This window comes from Pacificimonas sp. ICDLI1SI03, assembly GCF_054740865.1.
This window is the reverse complement of record NZ_JBSQAU010000001.1, coordinates 1,583,576-1,600,539: the sequence shown is the minus strand read 5'-3', so window position 1 is coordinate 1,600,539 and position 16,964 is coordinate 1,583,576. Positions and strand designations below refer to the sequence as shown.

Sequence of the window (16,964 nt, the reverse complement as noted above, 5' to 3'; positions counted from 1 at the left end):
CGATGTCGAAGTAGAATTTCCAAACGTGTTTGGAAGCCGCGAGTGAACGGAACGCTCTAGGAGCACGAAGCACTGAGCTTGGGCCGGTATTGCCACAGAGAGGCCGTCGCCAAGGAGTAGCCGTCTTGACCATCTGGCGTGAGAACAATCAGAAAATCCCGATCATCGCGAATTTGGGCATGCGCTATGGCTGTGGCGGGAACTACTTGCCTGCGCTCGCTACCGCGAAGTATCCGCTTAATTTGAACCTGAAGTTGATATGAACTTTGCCAGCCAGGGAACGGATCGGAGCCTTGGATTGCTTTCTGGCGAAGCGTTTTGATACGCCCTACCACGGCCACATCACTGCATCCAAACTCCAAAATAGGCGCAGGTTCCGCCGTCAGACATCCGGACAGGAAGCAGAGCAACAGAAGCGAGGCCTTTGAGCGCATTGTCAATGCATAGCACGCGGACAATTGCCATCCACCACTATCACCGCGTCCTGAATTCACTGCTTAGCATAATCCTAGATCTCCGAACCGGGCGTTCCAACCGCTCGGCATTGGCGTCCCGCATCCATCGCACCAGGTCCGGTGCGGGTAAATTGGCCAGAATGTTTTGCAGGTCCTCCAGGTCCTCGTCCTGACCCAGCTTGAAACGACCCGACACCTTCTCCACGCGTATCCGAAATCCGACGATGTGCGCCAGCAGGACTTCATAGCGTCCCCCGAGTTCCTGCGCCCCCCATGGGCTATCCGCGCCGGCCTCCACCTTGTCGATCAGCATTTCCAGCGCGGCTTCCGTCAGCCCGTCCTCCACGATCAGTTCGCCCTGGATATGCAATTGCGCATAATTCCACGTCGGCCCCCAATCGCGGCGCCCGGCATGGCGGGGCGAAATATAGGAATCCGGCCCGGTAAACAGCACATTGACGCGCGGGTCCGTCTCAACGATCGGCACCAGGGCGTTGCGCCGCGCGAAATGTCCGATCAGTTCCTGCGGCCGACCGGACGCATCGTACGTCGCGATCAAGGGTAACAGGCTGCCCTCGAAATGCGCAGGCGACGATACCCAGGCCAGCGGCCGCTCCGCGATCAGCTTCCGGGCGTCGTTCCAGTCCAGCCCCACCAGCCGGTCATCCGCACCCGATTCAACATTCTGGGTCTCGAAAGTCTCGTCTGACACTGCCATGATATTCCTAAACTGCAGCGCCATGCGACGGGTGCGAACCTCCGTGCGGGCGCCGGTTGTGCAGATTGATGTGCCGCGGCCAGCCGGGGCGGGCGGGCCTGCTCACTTGCTGTTTGTGGCGTTGCGTATATCAAGGCGGTCTGTCGAAGGAAACTTTGTCTGCAACGCGTCATGGACGGCTGCGTCAGCGCAGGAGGGCGGCAATGCACAGCATGCGCTTGGCGCGGGTTCATGGGTTGGGAGATTTTCCTCGCTCGTCTCGTTAACGGCACATTCGGACGATTGATGATAACGGCGTCGCATCATCACAGGCATCACCAGGTCTATAACAGCAATTACGGTCTGTATTTCCGGTTCTGGGACCGGCTATGCGGTACGGATCGTGGGATATCGGGGGATTTCGGACGTGAAGAAGTTCAGGCTCGCCGCCGTGCTGCCGTTCGCCGCTCTGTTGATGGGGGCGGATGCGCCGCCGGCTGCGGCACCCATGCAACTGCCAGCTCAGCAACCGGGAGTTCTGCATCTGACGCTTGAGGGGCTACGGTCTGAGGACGGGCACGTGCGCATCTGCCTGTGGGCGAACGGACAGGGCTTTCCCGATTGCAAGGGCAGCGACGCCGTGGAACGCATCCAGGCGCCTGCCGCGGCCACAGTCACGCTCGATGTGAAAGATCTCACCCCCGGCGAATATGGCATTTCCGTCATCCACGATGAGAACGATAATAAGCGGCTGGACAAGAGCTTCGTCGGCCTTCCCTTCGAAGGCGTTGGCTTTTCCAACAATGCCAGCGCACCGTTCGGTCCGCCAAAGTTCGAGAAGGTTCAGTTCACCGTGGCGGAGCAAGCGCGCCAGACCATCCGCATGCGCTATTATCTGTAAAAATCCTTTTCCCGATCCGCCACCCCGTGGAAAGGGATGCCCAGGTGCAATATAAACGCAGCGATGTAAATCTGGCTGGGTGCCGCCGTATATTGCGTCTGCCACGTCTCGATCTGGTGGTTTTCTGGAAAGTCAGATGATCTGGAAACGATAGTCTTCCCGCGCATTTCCCGCCTGCTCCGGAAATAGCTTAGAGCGGCGGTGTGCCTGCCGTACCGGATTAGTCCGACAGGCCCGTTTCCTCTGCCTCGATCGGCGCGCCGCGCATAAGCTCCAGCACCGCCCGTCCAATGGGCTGATGACCGGCCGAATTCGTCATCAGGTAGACGCCCAGCCTGGAGGTGACGTCGCCCCCAAGAAAGGCATTGAACCCCGGTACCGAGCCAGTGTGGGTTATAATCTTATGTCCGTCCGGCGCCGTGAGTACTGCAAAGCCAAAGCCGTAGGGACTGTCCGGTGTCGGCGACTGGTTCCTTTGCATCTCTGCCACGGAATCTGCGGACAGAATGCGTTTGCCGCCAAACGCGCCGCCATTGAGGTGGGCGCCCAGATAACGGGCCATGTCGGTAGCGGTCATGTAAAGGTCGCCGGCCGGGTACACGTCGAACAACACCTGTTCTGTCGGCTCTGGATTCCCGTCCTCGCCGCGATCATAAGGCCGGGCCATCAGATCTGCCATTTTTGCGGTGGGTCTTACCGGAGCCACATCCTCGGAGCCCAGCGGCTTTAGAATATTTTCAACAATAAAGCTCTCATACTCCTGGCCGGAGACCTCCTCGAGGAGATAGCCGAGAATGCCGTAGGCGGCGTTGCAATATTCATATTTCTCTCCCGGCGCGCGCACGGAATATGTGCGCTCCGTAAGCTCGGCCAGGTCCGGCGGAAGCGTGCGGGAAAAGAGCGGCACGGTCCGCACATCGCAGGTCAGCCCGGATGCGTGGGAGAGCATGTGGCGGACGGTGACCGGATCTTCTACCTGAAGGCGGTCCTGGACACGTGCGGCCGGTAGGTAGCGGTTCACCGGCGAATCCAGATCGATCTTACCCTGCTCCACCAGTTGCATCACGGCAGTGGCGGTAACGCTTTTGCTGGTAGAGCCTGTGCTGTAAACCGTGGCGGGGGTCGCAGGGGTCGCGGTGGTTTCATTGGCGTTGCCATAGGCGGCCGACCAAATGATGCGGTCACCCTCTACCAGCACGATGGACACCGACGCTGTGCCTTTGTCGATCTCCGCCTGAATCACCTGTTCGATCTTTGGCTTCAGCGCTTCGAGGTTCAGGGCCGGCTGAGTTTGGGCTTGAGCCGTGCCGGACCACGCCAGCGCCAAGGCGGCCACTGCAGCCGCCATACGCATCAGTTGATTCATCGATATTCCCCCGTAACGATCCTGCATCGGCCGGGAGCGTAGCGTTCCCCCGACACGGTCACAATAGACTTGGCCCGCTAGCTAGCCCGAAGCGCCAGCCGCATGGCCCGCCCCCATCCGTCGTAAGTCGTCTCTGCGCTTTCCTTTGATGCCTATGCGCGTTTGCTAACAAGGATTTTCTGCGTTTCTCGTCCGCCGCTGCACATGACAGGGCAGCGGAGAAGGACTTCACCAGCGGAAGTGCAGCGTTCCGGCACCGCTATAGGTGTGCGAGCGGTCCGCGAACTCGCCGTCGAACCTGACCCCCAGCGAGAGGTTGTCGAGGAGGCGAAGTTCAGAGCTGCCTGATATCAGAGCGACATCGGCGGCCGGCAGCTTGCCCCCGACACTGAACGGGTCGGGTTGCGCGGTCTGGAACGTCGCTTTGACATCGTGGTTTGACAGATCGTGATGCGCCCATGCCGCGCGCAGGTGGACTGCCAAATCCCTGTCTGCAGAGAGCGTAAAGAGCTTGTCCATCGCGGCGCCTGCTTCAAAGCTCGTGTCCCATATAGAGCGCTTTTCATAGCTGAGTGCGGGAACCGGCGGCGATCCCGCTATTGCGGCTTCAGTGTAGGCCGGCGTGCTGAACGACTGGGGCTGTACGGCCAGGAAGGGTGTGATTCCGACATAGGGCGTCGCAAAGCGGTAGCCCGCTTCGATCCGTCCGCCGAAGCTTTCACCGCGTACATCGGCATCATAGCTCGCCCCGATCAACTCCAGCATCCTGCTTGTGGAGATTTCATGCCGCGCGATCGATAGCGAACCGGATACATAGGCTGGTCCGAAGCGATGTGTGCCATAAGCACCCAGCTGGTAGACGTCACCATTACCACTCACGCCGTTCGCGGTCTCGAAGCGGGTCGTTCCGAAACTGGCCGCGATGCCGATGTGACTGTCATTCCCGACCTGATCGCCGATGCCCATCGCGATCCCTTCGGCATGGGCGGTGAGGTCACCCGTGCCGATCTCTGTCTCGCCGGAGTTGGTCGTGTTCGAGCCGGTGAAGCCGCTGCCCCAGAGGTCCCAGCGTTTGCTGGTGCCGCTATTGGTGGTCGCGGCCGGCAGGTTCTGCATCTGTCTGATGAATGCGGTCGATATTTGCGTGGCAACGGTCGAGACCGATGAAACTCCGGCACCGCTGAGATTGTAATAGGCTTGGTCCAGATCGATTGACGAGCGAACTGCCACCAATCTCGGTACGAAGCTTGCGAAATGCGTCAGTCCCCCCGCTTGTGCGTTGGAAACGACCTTTCCGATCACCGCGCCGCTATCGGACAGACCCTTGGGTGCGAAGTCGGCTATTGTCGCCAATGTGAGCTGGCCATCGCTTTGGGTGAGCGCGAAATCCATAATTGCCGACTGTCCGGCGATTTCGAGTTCCGAAATGTCGAGCTCGCCGGCAGCGCTGAGGATGGTTTTCAAGACGGTACCGGGCTTGATTCGACCCGCATTGTGCAGGCTTGGGCGCAATGTACCGGCCAGTTTGCCAGAGCCGGTGACTTCGAAACTGTCCACAATGCCCGCAGCCTGATCCATGCGGACCAGGATCGAGGCACTGTCCGTTTGCAGCAGCGAACCGTTGATCACTGTCGTGCCGATGGAGGAGGCACCGTGGGCGAGGACACCTTCGTTCTGGAAGGTGCCGCCCGCGAGATCGAGCGACGTGCCTGCCTGGATCGTACCGCCGACCAGATTGCGCAACGAGTTGACACCGCCGGCCGCAAACTCGACGGAGCCAATCAGCGTGCCGCCATTGGTCATCACCGTATTGCCGGACTGGCTTTTGATAGCCATGCCTGCGGCCCCGTCGAGCGTCGACATGCTGCCATGGTTGTTGATCGTGTTCGTCGGCGAATCCAGCAGCGCTGCATGACCACCCGAACCCCCGGTCAAAATCGCCCCGGCCTCGATGTTCAGGACCGGATCGGTGGTGGAATAGCCGAAGATCGCACTGGTTCCGGCGGCCTTCGTGGTGATCGAGACACCGCTTTTCACATTGACCGTGACGATGCCTGCGACGCCTCCCAAATAGCTGCCCGGATCACCTTGGACGGTCAGGGCCGTCGAGCCATTCATCGCCAGCCCGCCGCTATTGGCGACTGACTGCGCGACGACGCCATAGCCGCCCGCGCCTGTAGTCGTGATCGACGCATTGACGTTCACCGTCACGGCGCCCGCATTGGCCACCCTGCCGACAACGCCGCTGGCTGCAACTTTTCCGCCGTTCGAGAGCACCGCTCCACCGCCGCCGCCGATGCTTTGCGCAAGAATGCCGATGGCATTCACGCCGCTCGTAGTGATCGCAGCATTGCTGTTGACGACGACGGCATCGCCATTGGCCAGACCCAAACTCGGCATCGGCGTAGGCGGCGGCGGCGGATTGATGACAACGCCGCCACCACCGCCGCCGTGTCTTGGCGGAACCGGGGCAGGGGGGGCGACAGGATCCAGCGCAACACCAAATGTTGCCTTGTCGGCGGAAACCGCCAGGCCGCCGCCGCCGCCGATGCTCTGCGCGATGATCCCTATGGCGCCGCGGCCCGTTGTGGCTATGGCGGTCGCATTGGTCAAATTGACCCCTTTGGCATCACTGCCCACCTGGCTTCCCAAAACGGTATTGGTCACCGACATCTGGCTTAAGCCGCCGCCGCCGCCAATCGATTGGGCGACCAACCCGTGCGCGAATTCGCCCTTCGTGCTCAGCGACCCGCTGGAGAGATTAACGGTAACGGGGCCACTCAGTGCGGTCCCCCCATCGCCCGCGCCGAGCTTCATGGTTCCGCTCATTGCGCCGGCTGATGACGATGCATAGCTCGCCAGACCGCCTCCGCCCGAAATGCTCTGCGCCAGAACGCCGATTGCCTGCGCGCCGCTGGTAGCGACGTTCGCCGATCCGGTAACCTTCACGCCCCCGCCGATGCCCGAGCCGTCCGCCTGTCCAAGCAGGCCAGAAATTGATCCGCCGGATGACTGATCGGTAAAGGTTGCCACGCCGCCCCCGCCGCCGATCGACTGTGCCAGAACACCGATCGCATTGATGCCCGTCGTCGAAAGGTCGCTCGAATAGGCCAGCGAAACCGCCCCACCGTTACCGTTGGCACTTCGGCTGCTCAGGTTCATCGTCAGGGAGAGACTGTTGCCCGTCGACGCAATTGACCGCGATGCCGAGCTGAAGCCGCCGCCGCCGCCGACCGATTGCGCGATCATTGCGAACGATCCAGCACCACTTGTGGCGATGCGGCCTGTATTGCTCATGCTGACCGCGCCACTGGCCTGACCGCCACCGCCAGCGCCGCCAAGCCCCATTGAAATGGTGGCGGTGCCGCCGGTGGCACTGGCATCGCTCGATGCGCCGGCCATGCCGCCGCCACCGCCGACCGATTGGGCAAACAAACCATGCGCAGCCGACCCGGAGGTCTGGATCGCGCCAGCATTAACAAGCGCTGCCGATCCGCCCAGACCGCCATTGCCGCCGGTACCGCCAAGAGCGGTGGCGAGATTGTAATCGCTGCCCTTGGCAGTGCTGATGCTGGATCCGCCCGCGCCGCCGCCGCCGCCGACCGATTGCGCGACCATTGCCAAAGAGCCTGCGCCCTTGGTGACGATCTGGCCGGTATTGTTCATGCTGACCGAGCCGCCTGCCAGGCCGCCGCCACCAGATCCGCCAAGCGTCAATGATATACTCGCCTTGCCCCCAGTAGCGGTTGTTGCGCTTGCTGCGCCCGCAGAGCCGCCGCCGCCGCCGACCGATTGGCCAAACAGCCCATGCGCCGCCGATCCCCCCGTCTGGATCTTACCCGCGTTAACAAGCCCCACCGAGCCGCCCGCGCCGCCATTGCCACCGGCGCCACCAAGCGCGGCGACCAGATTATAATTGCCGCCATTGGCGTTGCTTACGCTCGAGCCTCCGGAGCCGCCGCCGCCGCCGACCGACTGCGCTTGGATGGCCGTGGCCTGATCCCCCGCAGTGGTGATGGCGATCTTGCTGGATACGTCGATCGCTCCGCCAGCGCCGCCGCCGCCTCCTGTACCGCCAAGGCTGAACCCGATTGCTGCACCGCTAGCCGTGGAGGCGTCCACCCCGCCACCCGCACGCTTGGCACTGCCATCGCCGCTGCCCGATCCCGCCGTCGCCGCTGCGCTGGATACGCCGCCATTGCCGCCGCCTCCGCCGACCGATTGCGCAAGGATGCCAAAGGATGCCGCACCTGAGGTATTGATGCCGTTTCCGCTGAGGGCTTGTCCGCAAACCTGCCCATCCAGCGAGCCGCATAATTGCACAGAACCCCCGGCGCCGCCGCCCGCGCCCGAACCGCCAAGACTCATTGCCATCGATGCCGACCCACCGGCCCCCGTGGTCGAGCTGGCGGAACCGCCATTGCCACCACCACCACCGACCGACTGGGCAAAGATGCCGCTGGAATTGGTGCCAAAGGTGGTCAGCAATCCGGCCGTCTGCAGCACGCGCACGGTGCTGCCCGCGCCGGCGCCACCACCATTGCCGCCCAGCGACAGGGCGACGCTCGCCTTGCCGCCGCTGGCATTGGTGCTGGTCGATCCGCCATTGCCGCCGCCGCCGCCAACCGATTGCGCGAAAATCGCCGCCGAATTGGCGCTGGCGTTGCGCCCGTCCGCGCTGCCGGTGGTGATCGATCCGCTGTTGGATACAAAAACGGCATTGCCGGCGCTGCCGGCTCCACCGGCCCCGCCGATGCTCATGCCCAGTGCATAGCCGCCATCGGCACCTGCCTGGCTCTGCCCACCGGAACTGTTCTTGCCCGTCTCGGCGGAATTGGCGCTGCTGGTCGAACTTCCGCTCGTGGTGCCCGAGCGTGTGCTGGCGCTGGTTGAGCTGGATGTGCCGCTGCTGGCCGGTGCTGCCGTGGCGGCGCTGATTGCCGAGCCACCATTGCCGCCGCCACCGCCAACCGATTGCGCGAAGAGCCCAGCCGAGTTGGCAGCGAGGGTCGCGATCTCCCCGCTATTGGTAACAGAGACGGTGCCGGTTGCCCCGCCGCCGCCGCCTGAACCACCAAGGCCGAATGTCACCGCTGCGCTGCCGCCCGATGTCGCCGAGCTGGAAACCGATCCGCCATTGCCGCCGCCGCCGCCCACGGATTGCGCGAAGATGCCTGCCGACTGGATGCCGCTGGTGCTGATTTTATTGGCGCTGGATACCGTCACATTTGCGCCGGTGCCGCCCGCGCCGCCTGCGCCGCCCAGGCTGATCGCGCCCGAGTAATTGCCGCCGTCGGCCTTGGCGAGGCTGGACCCGCCATTGCCGCCACCGCCGCCGATCGATTGAGCATAGATGCCGCTGGAGAGATCGCCCACCGTGCCGATCGCCGCCGAGCTGTTGACGGTTACGGCCTGGCCCTTGCCGCCCTTGCCGCCGCTGCCGCCAATGCTGAGCGAGGCGCCTACGCCATTGTCCGATTTCTCATCGTCAGCCGGCGCGCCCGACTGGGCAAGCTGGGCTGCGGTGGCGACCGACGCGCCGGTATTTGTCTGCTTCGCAAAGCCGCTACCCGTATAGGACGCGGCCCCACCAGAGAGGGCGCCGCCCTTCTGTCCGGTTGACGATGCGCTTGCGGCACCGCCATTGCCGCCGCCACCGCCGACCGACTGCGCAAAGATCGCCGCGGAACTAGTGCCCGATGTCTGCAACTGTCCGCCGGCAGTGACGGAAACCGCGCCTGCGTCGCCGCCCCCGGCACCGAATCCGCCCACAGCGACGGCCAGTCCATATTTGTTGCTGGAGGCATCGGCCATCGACCAGCCGCCATTGCCGCCACCGCCACCGACCGACTGGGCATGGATGGCCGAGGCCTGCGCGCCATGCGTCACGATCTGTCCCGATGTACCTGCCGCCGGTGTGGCACAATTGGCTGTTGCATTGCTGCACACTGTCACAGCGCTACCAACGCCGCCGGACCCGCCGCCGCCGCCGATTGCGACCGAAACCGATGCTGTTCCAGAAAGGGCATTGGCATAGGCCGACCCGCCATTGCCTCCGCTGCCGCCGATGGATTGTGCGAGGATGCCGATGGCCTGGTCCCCGCCGCCGGGCATACCGGCAGTGACTGGCGCACCCGTGATCAGGGAACCCGATTGGGTTACGCTGACGCGGTCGCCATTGCCGCCTGCGGCTCCTGCGCCGCCGATGGCGACGGCTGCGGATAGGCTTTTGCTCTTGGTCGAGGAGGCCGACGCGCTGAACGCGGCCGCATTGCCACCATTGCCGCCGCCGCCGCCAATCGATTGGGCGAGTATCCCGACGGATCCCAAACCGGCGGTAGAGATCGGGCCGCTTGCGGCTACCGTCACTGCCTTTCCGGTTTGCCCGGTTCCGCCAGATCCGCCCTGCGCGCCGGCGGCGCCGACCGAAAGCTTGGACAAGGGATTGCCCGTCGCGATTGCGCCGGAGAAGGCGGAGCCGCCATTACCGCCATTACCGCCGATCGACTGGGCGATGATGCCCGTCGACAGGTCGGCCAACGTCGCGATCCCACCGCGCGAAGTTACGCTGACCGTTCCGCCGACGCTGCCATTGCCACCATATCCGCCGATCGCAACAGTGGGCGAAGCGATCGTAGATGCCGCCAGTGCTGCGCTGAAACCGCCATTGCCGCCATTGCCGCCGATGGATTGCGCAAGGATGCCCGTGGAAAGCAGGCCGTTCGTATTGATCGTTTGGTCGGTCGTTACAGTGGTGCTTGCGCCGACGCCGCCTGCGCCACCGCTTCCGCCCAGCGAAACCCCGACGGCCGCAAGTCCGCCGAGCGCGCCCGCCAGCGACCAGCCGCCATCACCCCCGCTGCCGCCGATGGACTGGGCCAGAATGCCGGTCGCCTGGTCGCCGGTGGTGGACACCGACTTGCCCGCATCCTTCAGTGTCACGCTGACATTTGCGGCGCGTCCGCCCTTGCCGCCATCGCCGCCGACCGCTGCGGACAGCCCCAGCGAACCGCCAAAGGCTCCCGCAACGGCATAGCCCCCGGTTCCGCCATGCCCGCCAAGACTTTGCGCGACCACGCCAGAGGACATTGCCCCTGCCGTGACGGTGCTGCCGGACTGACTGACCGAAACGGTGCTTGCCGTGCCGCCATTGCCGCCATTGCCGCCAACCGATACCGAGGCAGCAATGCTGGGGCTGAAACCGGCGCCGATGGCAAAACCGCCGCTGCCGCCGCTGCCGCCGATCGACTGCGCGAGAATGCCGCTGGAATTGCCGGTCTTGGAGGCCTGAACGACAATGTCTGCGGTGTTGGTGACCGCGACTTTACCAGCGACGCCGCCATTGCCGCCTGCGCCGCCGACGCCGATGCTGGCGCCGGCCCAGCCGCCATAGCTGCCCGCAACCGAAAAGCCGCCGCTGCCGCCGCTGCCGCCGATGGACTGCGCCTGCAAGGCCGCGGCCCCGCCGCCGGTCGTCGTCAGGGCGCCGCTGTTTTGGACTGTCACGGTCGCGGCACTGTTACCCGCGCCCCCAACGCCGCCGATGCTGGCGGCGCTTGCCCCGCCAAGAGACGCTGCGCCCGCAACGGTATAGCCGCCATTGCCGCCGCCGCCGCCGATCGACTGTGCCAGGATCGCGCTGGAACCATAGCCGGTGGTGGTGATCGACGCCGGGCCATAGGCTGGGGTGCCTGCAACCTGATTGGCCGACCCGGATTCATTGTACACGGAAACCTCGCGTCCCTTGCCGCCGCTGCCGCCATGACCGCCGATCGCAAGGGCGATGGAGACGCCGCCGCTGGCCGCACCGCTGACAGATGAACCGCCAGCACCGCCACCGCCGCCGAGGGATTGCGCAAGAAGGCCAGCCGCGTTGCTGCCGTGCGTGGTGATTGCCCCGCCGGGATTTTCTATGGTCACCGCCGCACCAGTGCCGCCCGAGCCGCCAGTGCCGCCAATGCCGACTGAGATTGCCGCCCCCAGTGCAAGCGTGGCATCGATTGCAGTGCCACCACTGCCGCCGCCGCCACCGATCGACTGAGCAAGCACGCCCGACGCATTCATCCCTTGCGTCGTGATCGAGGCGCCACCGGTACCAGCAAAAATCTCCGCACCGCTGCCGCCTGAACCACCTGAGCCGCCCAGCGATACTGCCAGCGCGCCGGAAAAGCTGGCCGCCAGCGCTACAGCATAGCCGCCCGCGCCGCCGCCGCCACCGACCGACTGCGCCAAGATGCCATGAGAGGAGAGCCCGGCGGTGGACAGCATGGCCCGCGATGCAGGTGCCGCCAGCAGTGAACGACCGTTGCAGGCCGACGTGTTGAGCGAGACGTTGCTGAAGCTGTTGCAATTGACGGTAATCGTGCCGCTCGTTCCGCCGCCGCCGCCGGATCCGCCGTGGGCCACCGAAGTGGCCTCGCCAATGAATGAGGTGGCCATTGCCAGGGCGCCGCCGGCATTGCCGCCGCCACCGCCGACCGACTGCGCGAAGATCGCCGTCGAATTGATTTCCACTGTTCGGATCGACCCGCTGTTCAGCACGGCGATCTGGCCGCCATTGCCGCCGTCGCCGCCGCTGCCGCCTGTCGCATGCGCCGAACCGCCGAAAATCGTTTTGGATTTGGCCTTGGCATAGGCGCCGCTGCCGCCGCCGCCGCCGACCGACTGGGCAAAGATGCCGAACGCCCCACCGACACTGTCATCGTTGTTCGGAACGTCCGCGAGGCCGGCTATGCAAGCGCCGCCGGTGCAGATGTCGCCGCTATTACTGAGCGATACGGTGCTGCCACTGCCGCCACCGCCGCCGCTGCCGCCAATAGCGACAGAACGTCGACCGCTGGCGGTTGCCACGCCGCCTTTGCCGCCGCCGCCGCCGACGGATTGCGCGAAGAGACCGACCGATCCCGTGCCAAAGACCGACAGCGAGTTCGAATTGGTGATGCTGACCGTTCCGCCGTTACCTGCGAAACCGCCATCGGCTCCGATGGCATGAAGGCCGGCTGCTGCGCCGGCATCGCCGCCGCCGCCGCCGATCGACTGCGCGGCGACGACCGCGACGCCGACGGGATTACACGCGCTTTTTACAGAATCGGTACATTCGCGTAGCCCGGAAGTGCCGACCGACAACGCGCCTGAATTGACGATCGACACCGCACCGCCATTGCCACCAAAGCCGCCGCCACCGCCGTAACCTTTGACGCTTGTGCCGGCATCGCCTCCGAATCCGCCAATGCTTTGGGCCACGATGGCCATACCGCCAGCGGTTCGGACTGTTGCCGTGTTATTGACGCTTACCGCGCCACCTGAACCGCCGGCCAGGCCAGGACCGCCTGCCGAATTCTTGTCTCCATTGTCGGCGAAGCCACCTTCGCCGCCCTGACCGCCGGCACTTTGCGCGACGATGCCGAATGCTGTGGTGCTGGCCCCGCCACTTGCCGCAGCGGCGGAACTGCCGGTGACATTCATGGGTACGTGATTCACGATGGACACCCGTCCACCCGCGCCGGCAACGCCACCGGCGCCACCCTTTTTGCCCTTGTACGTGGCATCGCCGCCCACGCCACCATCGCCGCCATGGCTGTAGCCAATGATCCCGGTATTGCCGACGAGATATCCGTCTGCAGGTGCGTTGGACCCGGGATTGATCGTCAGGGATACGGCGCCGCCTGCACCGCCGGCGCCGCCATCTCCACCGTCATAGACACAGAGCCACTTGAGTCTGTCTGAACCGCCCGCGCCGCCGGTACCACCGCTGCTGCCGATGATGACGACATCGCCATTTAGAGATGCCGTCGGATTTCCCGGGGCGTATGTATAGGTGCCACTCGCACCAGAAGCATTTGCCCCCGCAGAGCCCGAAGTGCCGTCTTGAGGCCCCTTGCAGTCATAGTAATTATCGGCACCAGCGGTGCCGTTGGTGCCCTGCTTTCGGTCATTAAGGCCATGCCCCGGCCCAAAGGTGACGATCGTTTGCGCCTGTGCCGATCCGGCGATGCAGATTGCGATGGCCGAAGAAGCCATAAGGCCGATCGCTCTTGGCGACAGCGTTGTGCGGGGCATGGTGGCGCGCTCCTTGGATAGCCTGCGAGAGGACGTCATGAAAATTTGGGGGAAAACGCGCGTACTTGCCCAAAGAACACGGGCAAGCTGGATGTGATTTCAGACACTGAAGTGCTGCGATCACCCTCTTGCTATCCGGCATTGGTTAGCTAGTGATTAATAGGACTGCTGCCGCCACACGGCCCTGCCAGACGAAATTATCCAGAAAATTTCCAAGATTTTCTTTTAAACAGGGCGGTTACTTTAAATTTGAAATTTCGTGTTATAATAATTAATAAATATACGGTAACTAATATATATGTAGTTTCAGTGTTTATTACTTGTTCATAAAAGATTCCAAGACATATTTTATTTATATGTAGGGGGAGGGGATATGATGCATCGCCAAGGCCACTTTGATGCGCGTATCCTAAAACCATATGCGCCATCGTCGGCCGAAGATTCGGCGTTGATGGAGGCGAGATCGCGGCGATCATTTCGCCGAACGCCGGAGGGACTGGCTGCTCTGTCGGCAACTTCGCACCCGGTTCTCATCACGGATAATACACGCCCGGATAATCCGATCGTATATGTGAACTGGGCATTCAGGAGGCTAACCGGCTATCGCGATTTGGACGTCGTGGGCCGCAATTGCCGCTTTCTGCAGGGCATCGATACCGATCCTGCGGTGATCGCCGAATTGCGCACTGCGGCATCTTCGGTGGTCTGCTGGCCGAACATTTTGGCTGGCGGTACGCTCTGATCATCTTTGCCGGCGCCAGTATCCCGGTGTTGATCTTGCTGTTTACCGTGCGGGAGCCGCGTCGTGGCGCGTGCGACCCCAGCGTCGAGACTGGAGAGGGCCAACCCAGCTTCAAAGAGACGCTGAGGTTCATCCGTTCGCAGCGTTCCTTGATGCACGTCCTTGCGGGGGCCACAGTCGCCACCTTTGCGGGCGGCGGCCTGGTGTGGTGGACTCCAGCTTTTCTCAGTCGCACCCATGGCTTGTCGGTGGGTGAAGCCGGTTTGAACGTGGGCGCCATGAACGGCCTTGGCGGCACCATCGCCATGGTGTCCGCCACATTGCTGATGCTGTGGCTCGCGAAGCGAGATCCGAAGTGGCAATGCTATTTCGCGGCATGGCTTACGCTGCTGATCTCGGTTCCGGGCGTGCTTGCGCACGTCGTCGACGACCGAGAGACGGCGCTGCTTATGCTGTGGCTGTTCGTTCCCTTCATCAATGTCATGATCGGCCCCAGTCTCGCACTGCTGCAGAACCTCACGCGCCCCAATATGCGCGGGCTGACAGTGGCGGTTTTGTTGTTCACGGCTAACATCGCCAATCTGGCCATCGCACCCCAGCTTATCGGCTTTGCCTCCGACATGTTGGCACTGCGGATCGACGATCCGGTGCAGTCATTACGTTACGCCCTCGCCTTCGCCGGGGTGACGGGGGTCTGGGGTGCCTATCATTTCTGGGCCGCCATCAAATCGCTGCCGCATGATCTTGCGCGCGCCGGAAGCGCCTGACACCGACGGATAGGGAGTGCCGCCATGAAGAGAATGAAAATCCTGCTGCCCCTGCTTTTGCTGACAGGAACGATCCAGCCCGGCGCTGCCGCTCCACCCCAAGACATTCAGAAGAGCGGAGATCGTGCGGTGCTCCACGAGCTTGCGGACAGGATAGAGCAGGAACGGATCGCAGCGAGTTTCCAGGCCCAATTCCGACTGGGCAAGCCAGTCACGACATTTGCCGACTACTCGCTGGCTCCGGTGCGAAAGCAGGCCGAGAAGCGGGCGGCGTGGAAAGCCGAGCTCTCTAAGGTCGATCCCCAGCACCTGAATGAAACCGATCGTCAGACATTCGGCATCCTCCAGTTCGAGCTGTCTGGGGTCGCGCCCGACGAGGCAGAATATTGGCTGACGTTCGATCTTACCCCCTATCAGGCACCGATGATGATTGGGTATGCCAATCAGGTACTGGCCGCCCAGCCGCTCGAGACGGCGGAGAACGCCGAAAACTACCTTTCTTTAATAGAAGCATATGGCGCGATGCTTGAGTCGCTATTTGCCAAGTTGGAAGCGCAGAAAGCGCGCGGGATCTACATGCCCAAGGCTATTCTGCCGGTCATTCGCTCGACCTGGACAGCGCTCGCCGACAGTGCAGACGAATTGCGTCCGGCTGAGGAGCGGTTAGCGCGGCTCGACCCTCCCGCGCGCGCCGCGCTGAATGAGGGTTTTGATCGTGTTATTACGCAACGCGTCGCTCCTGCCTATGTCGACATTATTGCCGCCGTCGGCGCGGACTATGAGGCCGAGGCGCCAGAAGCGGTAGGAATCGGCCAATATCCGGGCGGAAAGGACGTCTATCGCAAATTGATACGGCGTCACACCACCATCGATGCAACCCCGGAGCAGCTGCATCAGCAGGGACTCGCCGCAGTCGCCGATATTTCAGCGCGCATGGAGGAAATCCGTGAGCAGCTCGGTTCCAGTGCCAGTTCGCGCGCATTCTACGCCAAGCTGAGTACCGACCCGCGCTTTCTCGCCACGTCGCCCGCCGACGTAGAGGCTAGCTATTGGCGCTACATTCGCGCCATCGAGCCGAAGGTGGCAGACTATTTTCGTGCCGTGCCCACGGCCCCATATGGCGTCAAGCGCCTGCCGCTCGCGGCCGAACAAGGTCAGACCTTTGGCTATTACAGCGCGCCAACAAAAGCGGAGCCGCGCGGGATATATCATTATAATGGCTCCAATCTCGAAAAGCGCTCACTCGTCAACGCGGGTACGCTTATTTATCACGAGCTCATTCCGGGCCATCATTTCCAGATTGCGCTGCAAGAGGAGAACGCCGCGCTTACGCCCTTCCGCAAACATTATGTGGCAGGGGCCTTTAACGAAGGCTGGGGCGAATATGCCGCCAGCCTCGGTATTGAACTCGGTCTCTACGATACACCGGAGGCGCTCTACGGGCGTTACGTCAATGAGATGTTTCTGGCCGCGCGATTGGTCGTCGATACCGGCATGAATTATTTCGGCTGGCCGCTCGAAAAGGCGCGCGCCTACATGCACGACGTCACGTCGTTGTCGGACGTGGAAATTGCCTCGGAGTCACTTCGATATTCAGTGAGTATCCCGGGGCAGGCGCTTGCATATCGTTCCGGCTATGACAAATTCTGGGAATTGCGCCACCATGCGGAAGACGCGCTTGGCTCAGCTTTCGACATCCGCGAATTTCACGAAGTGCTCCTCGCGCCCGGCGCCCGACCGATGGCAGTGGTGGAAGCTGACGTTGACCGTTACGTCACTAAGCGGCGCGAAAGATTCTTACGGTAGCGCTCATCGAACATTAGCCGCACGGTAATGCTCTATATGGATCAACCATTGACACCGGGACAAGGAACGCCCGCGAGAGCAGGTTTGGTGAGCTTTTAGCTGCACATGTCGGTGTCGTTTCGCCAACCACACCGCTATAGGTGAGCACCGCAAGTTTAGGCATAGATAAAC

The 16,964-nt window shown here is 62.9% G+C and carries 7 protein-coding genes and 1 pseudogene; 5 read left to right on the top strand and 3 right to left on the bottom strand.

The annotated features are described in order from the left end of the window. Window positions 1–474: 474 nt before the first annotated feature. Window positions 475–1,167 carry an FMN-binding negative transcriptional regulator gene (locus ACSMXM_RS07725; RefSeq protein ID WP_460315281.1) on the bottom strand — a complete coding sequence of 231 codons (693 nt, stop codon included), beginning with the start codon at window positions 1,165–1,167 and terminating at the stop codon, window positions 475–477. A gap of 237 nt (window positions 1,168–1,404) precedes the next feature. Between ACSMXM_RS07725 and ACSMXM_RS07720 the strand changes: the two are divergent. After that, a pseudogene (locus tag ACSMXM_RS07720) lies at window positions 1,405–1,707 on the top strand (sterol desaturase family protein); the annotation flags it as partial. Next, the gene (locus ACSMXM_RS07715; protein ID WP_460316374.1) at window positions 1,628–2,053 is read left to right on the top strand and encodes a DUF2141 domain-containing protein; all 426 of its coding nucleotides are present in this window, start codon (window positions 1,628–1,630) and stop codon (window positions 2,051–2,053) included. The pseudogene ACSMXM_RS07720 and the gene ACSMXM_RS07715, both read left to right, overlap by 80 nt. A gap of 220 nt (window positions 2,054–2,273) precedes the next feature. On the opposite strand, the gene ACSMXM_RS07710 is transcribed toward ACSMXM_RS07715, so the two are convergent. Both ACSMXM_RS07710 and ACSMXM_RS07705 read right to left on the bottom strand, forming a co-directional pair. After that, window positions 2,274–3,419, bottom strand: coding sequence for a serine hydrolase domain-containing protein (locus tag ACSMXM_RS07710; protein ID WP_460315280.1), 1,146 nt, complete (start codon window positions 3,417–3,419; stop codon window positions 2,274–2,276). Window positions 3,420–3,647: 228 nt separating this feature from the next. Continuing rightward, window positions 3,648–13,478, bottom strand: coding sequence for a hypothetical protein (locus ACSMXM_RS07705; RefSeq protein WP_460315279.1), 9,831 nt, complete (start codon window positions 13,476–13,478; stop codon window positions 3,648–3,650). 373 nt (window positions 13,479–13,851) lie between these two features. Here ACSMXM_RS07705 and ACSMXM_RS07700 point away from each other — a divergent pair, with 373 nt between their 5' ends. Genes ACSMXM_RS07700 through ACSMXM_RS07690 form a run of 3 tightly spaced genes read left to right on the top strand, consistent with a single transcriptional unit; the run spans window position 13,852 to window position 16,793 of the window. Continuing rightward, the gene (locus ACSMXM_RS07700) at window positions 13,852–14,220 is read left to right on the top strand and encodes a PAS domain-containing protein (RefSeq protein ID WP_460315278.1); all 369 of its coding nucleotides are present in this window, start codon (window positions 13,852–13,854) and stop codon (window positions 14,218–14,220) included. After that, window positions 14,109–14,987 (top strand): MFS transporter, encoded by an 879-nt coding sequence (locus ACSMXM_RS07695; RefSeq protein WP_460315277.1) that lies wholly within the window; start codon window positions 14,109–14,111, stop codon window positions 14,985–14,987. The genes ACSMXM_RS07700 and ACSMXM_RS07695 overlap by 112 nt, the downstream gene beginning before the upstream one ends. A 24-nt stretch (window positions 14,988–15,011) precedes the next feature. Then, a complete protein-coding gene (locus ACSMXM_RS07690; protein ID WP_460315276.1) occupies window positions 15,012–16,793 on the top strand; it encodes a DUF885 domain-containing protein in 1,782 nt (593 codons plus the stop codon). Window positions 16,794–16,964 lie beyond the last annotated feature (171 nt).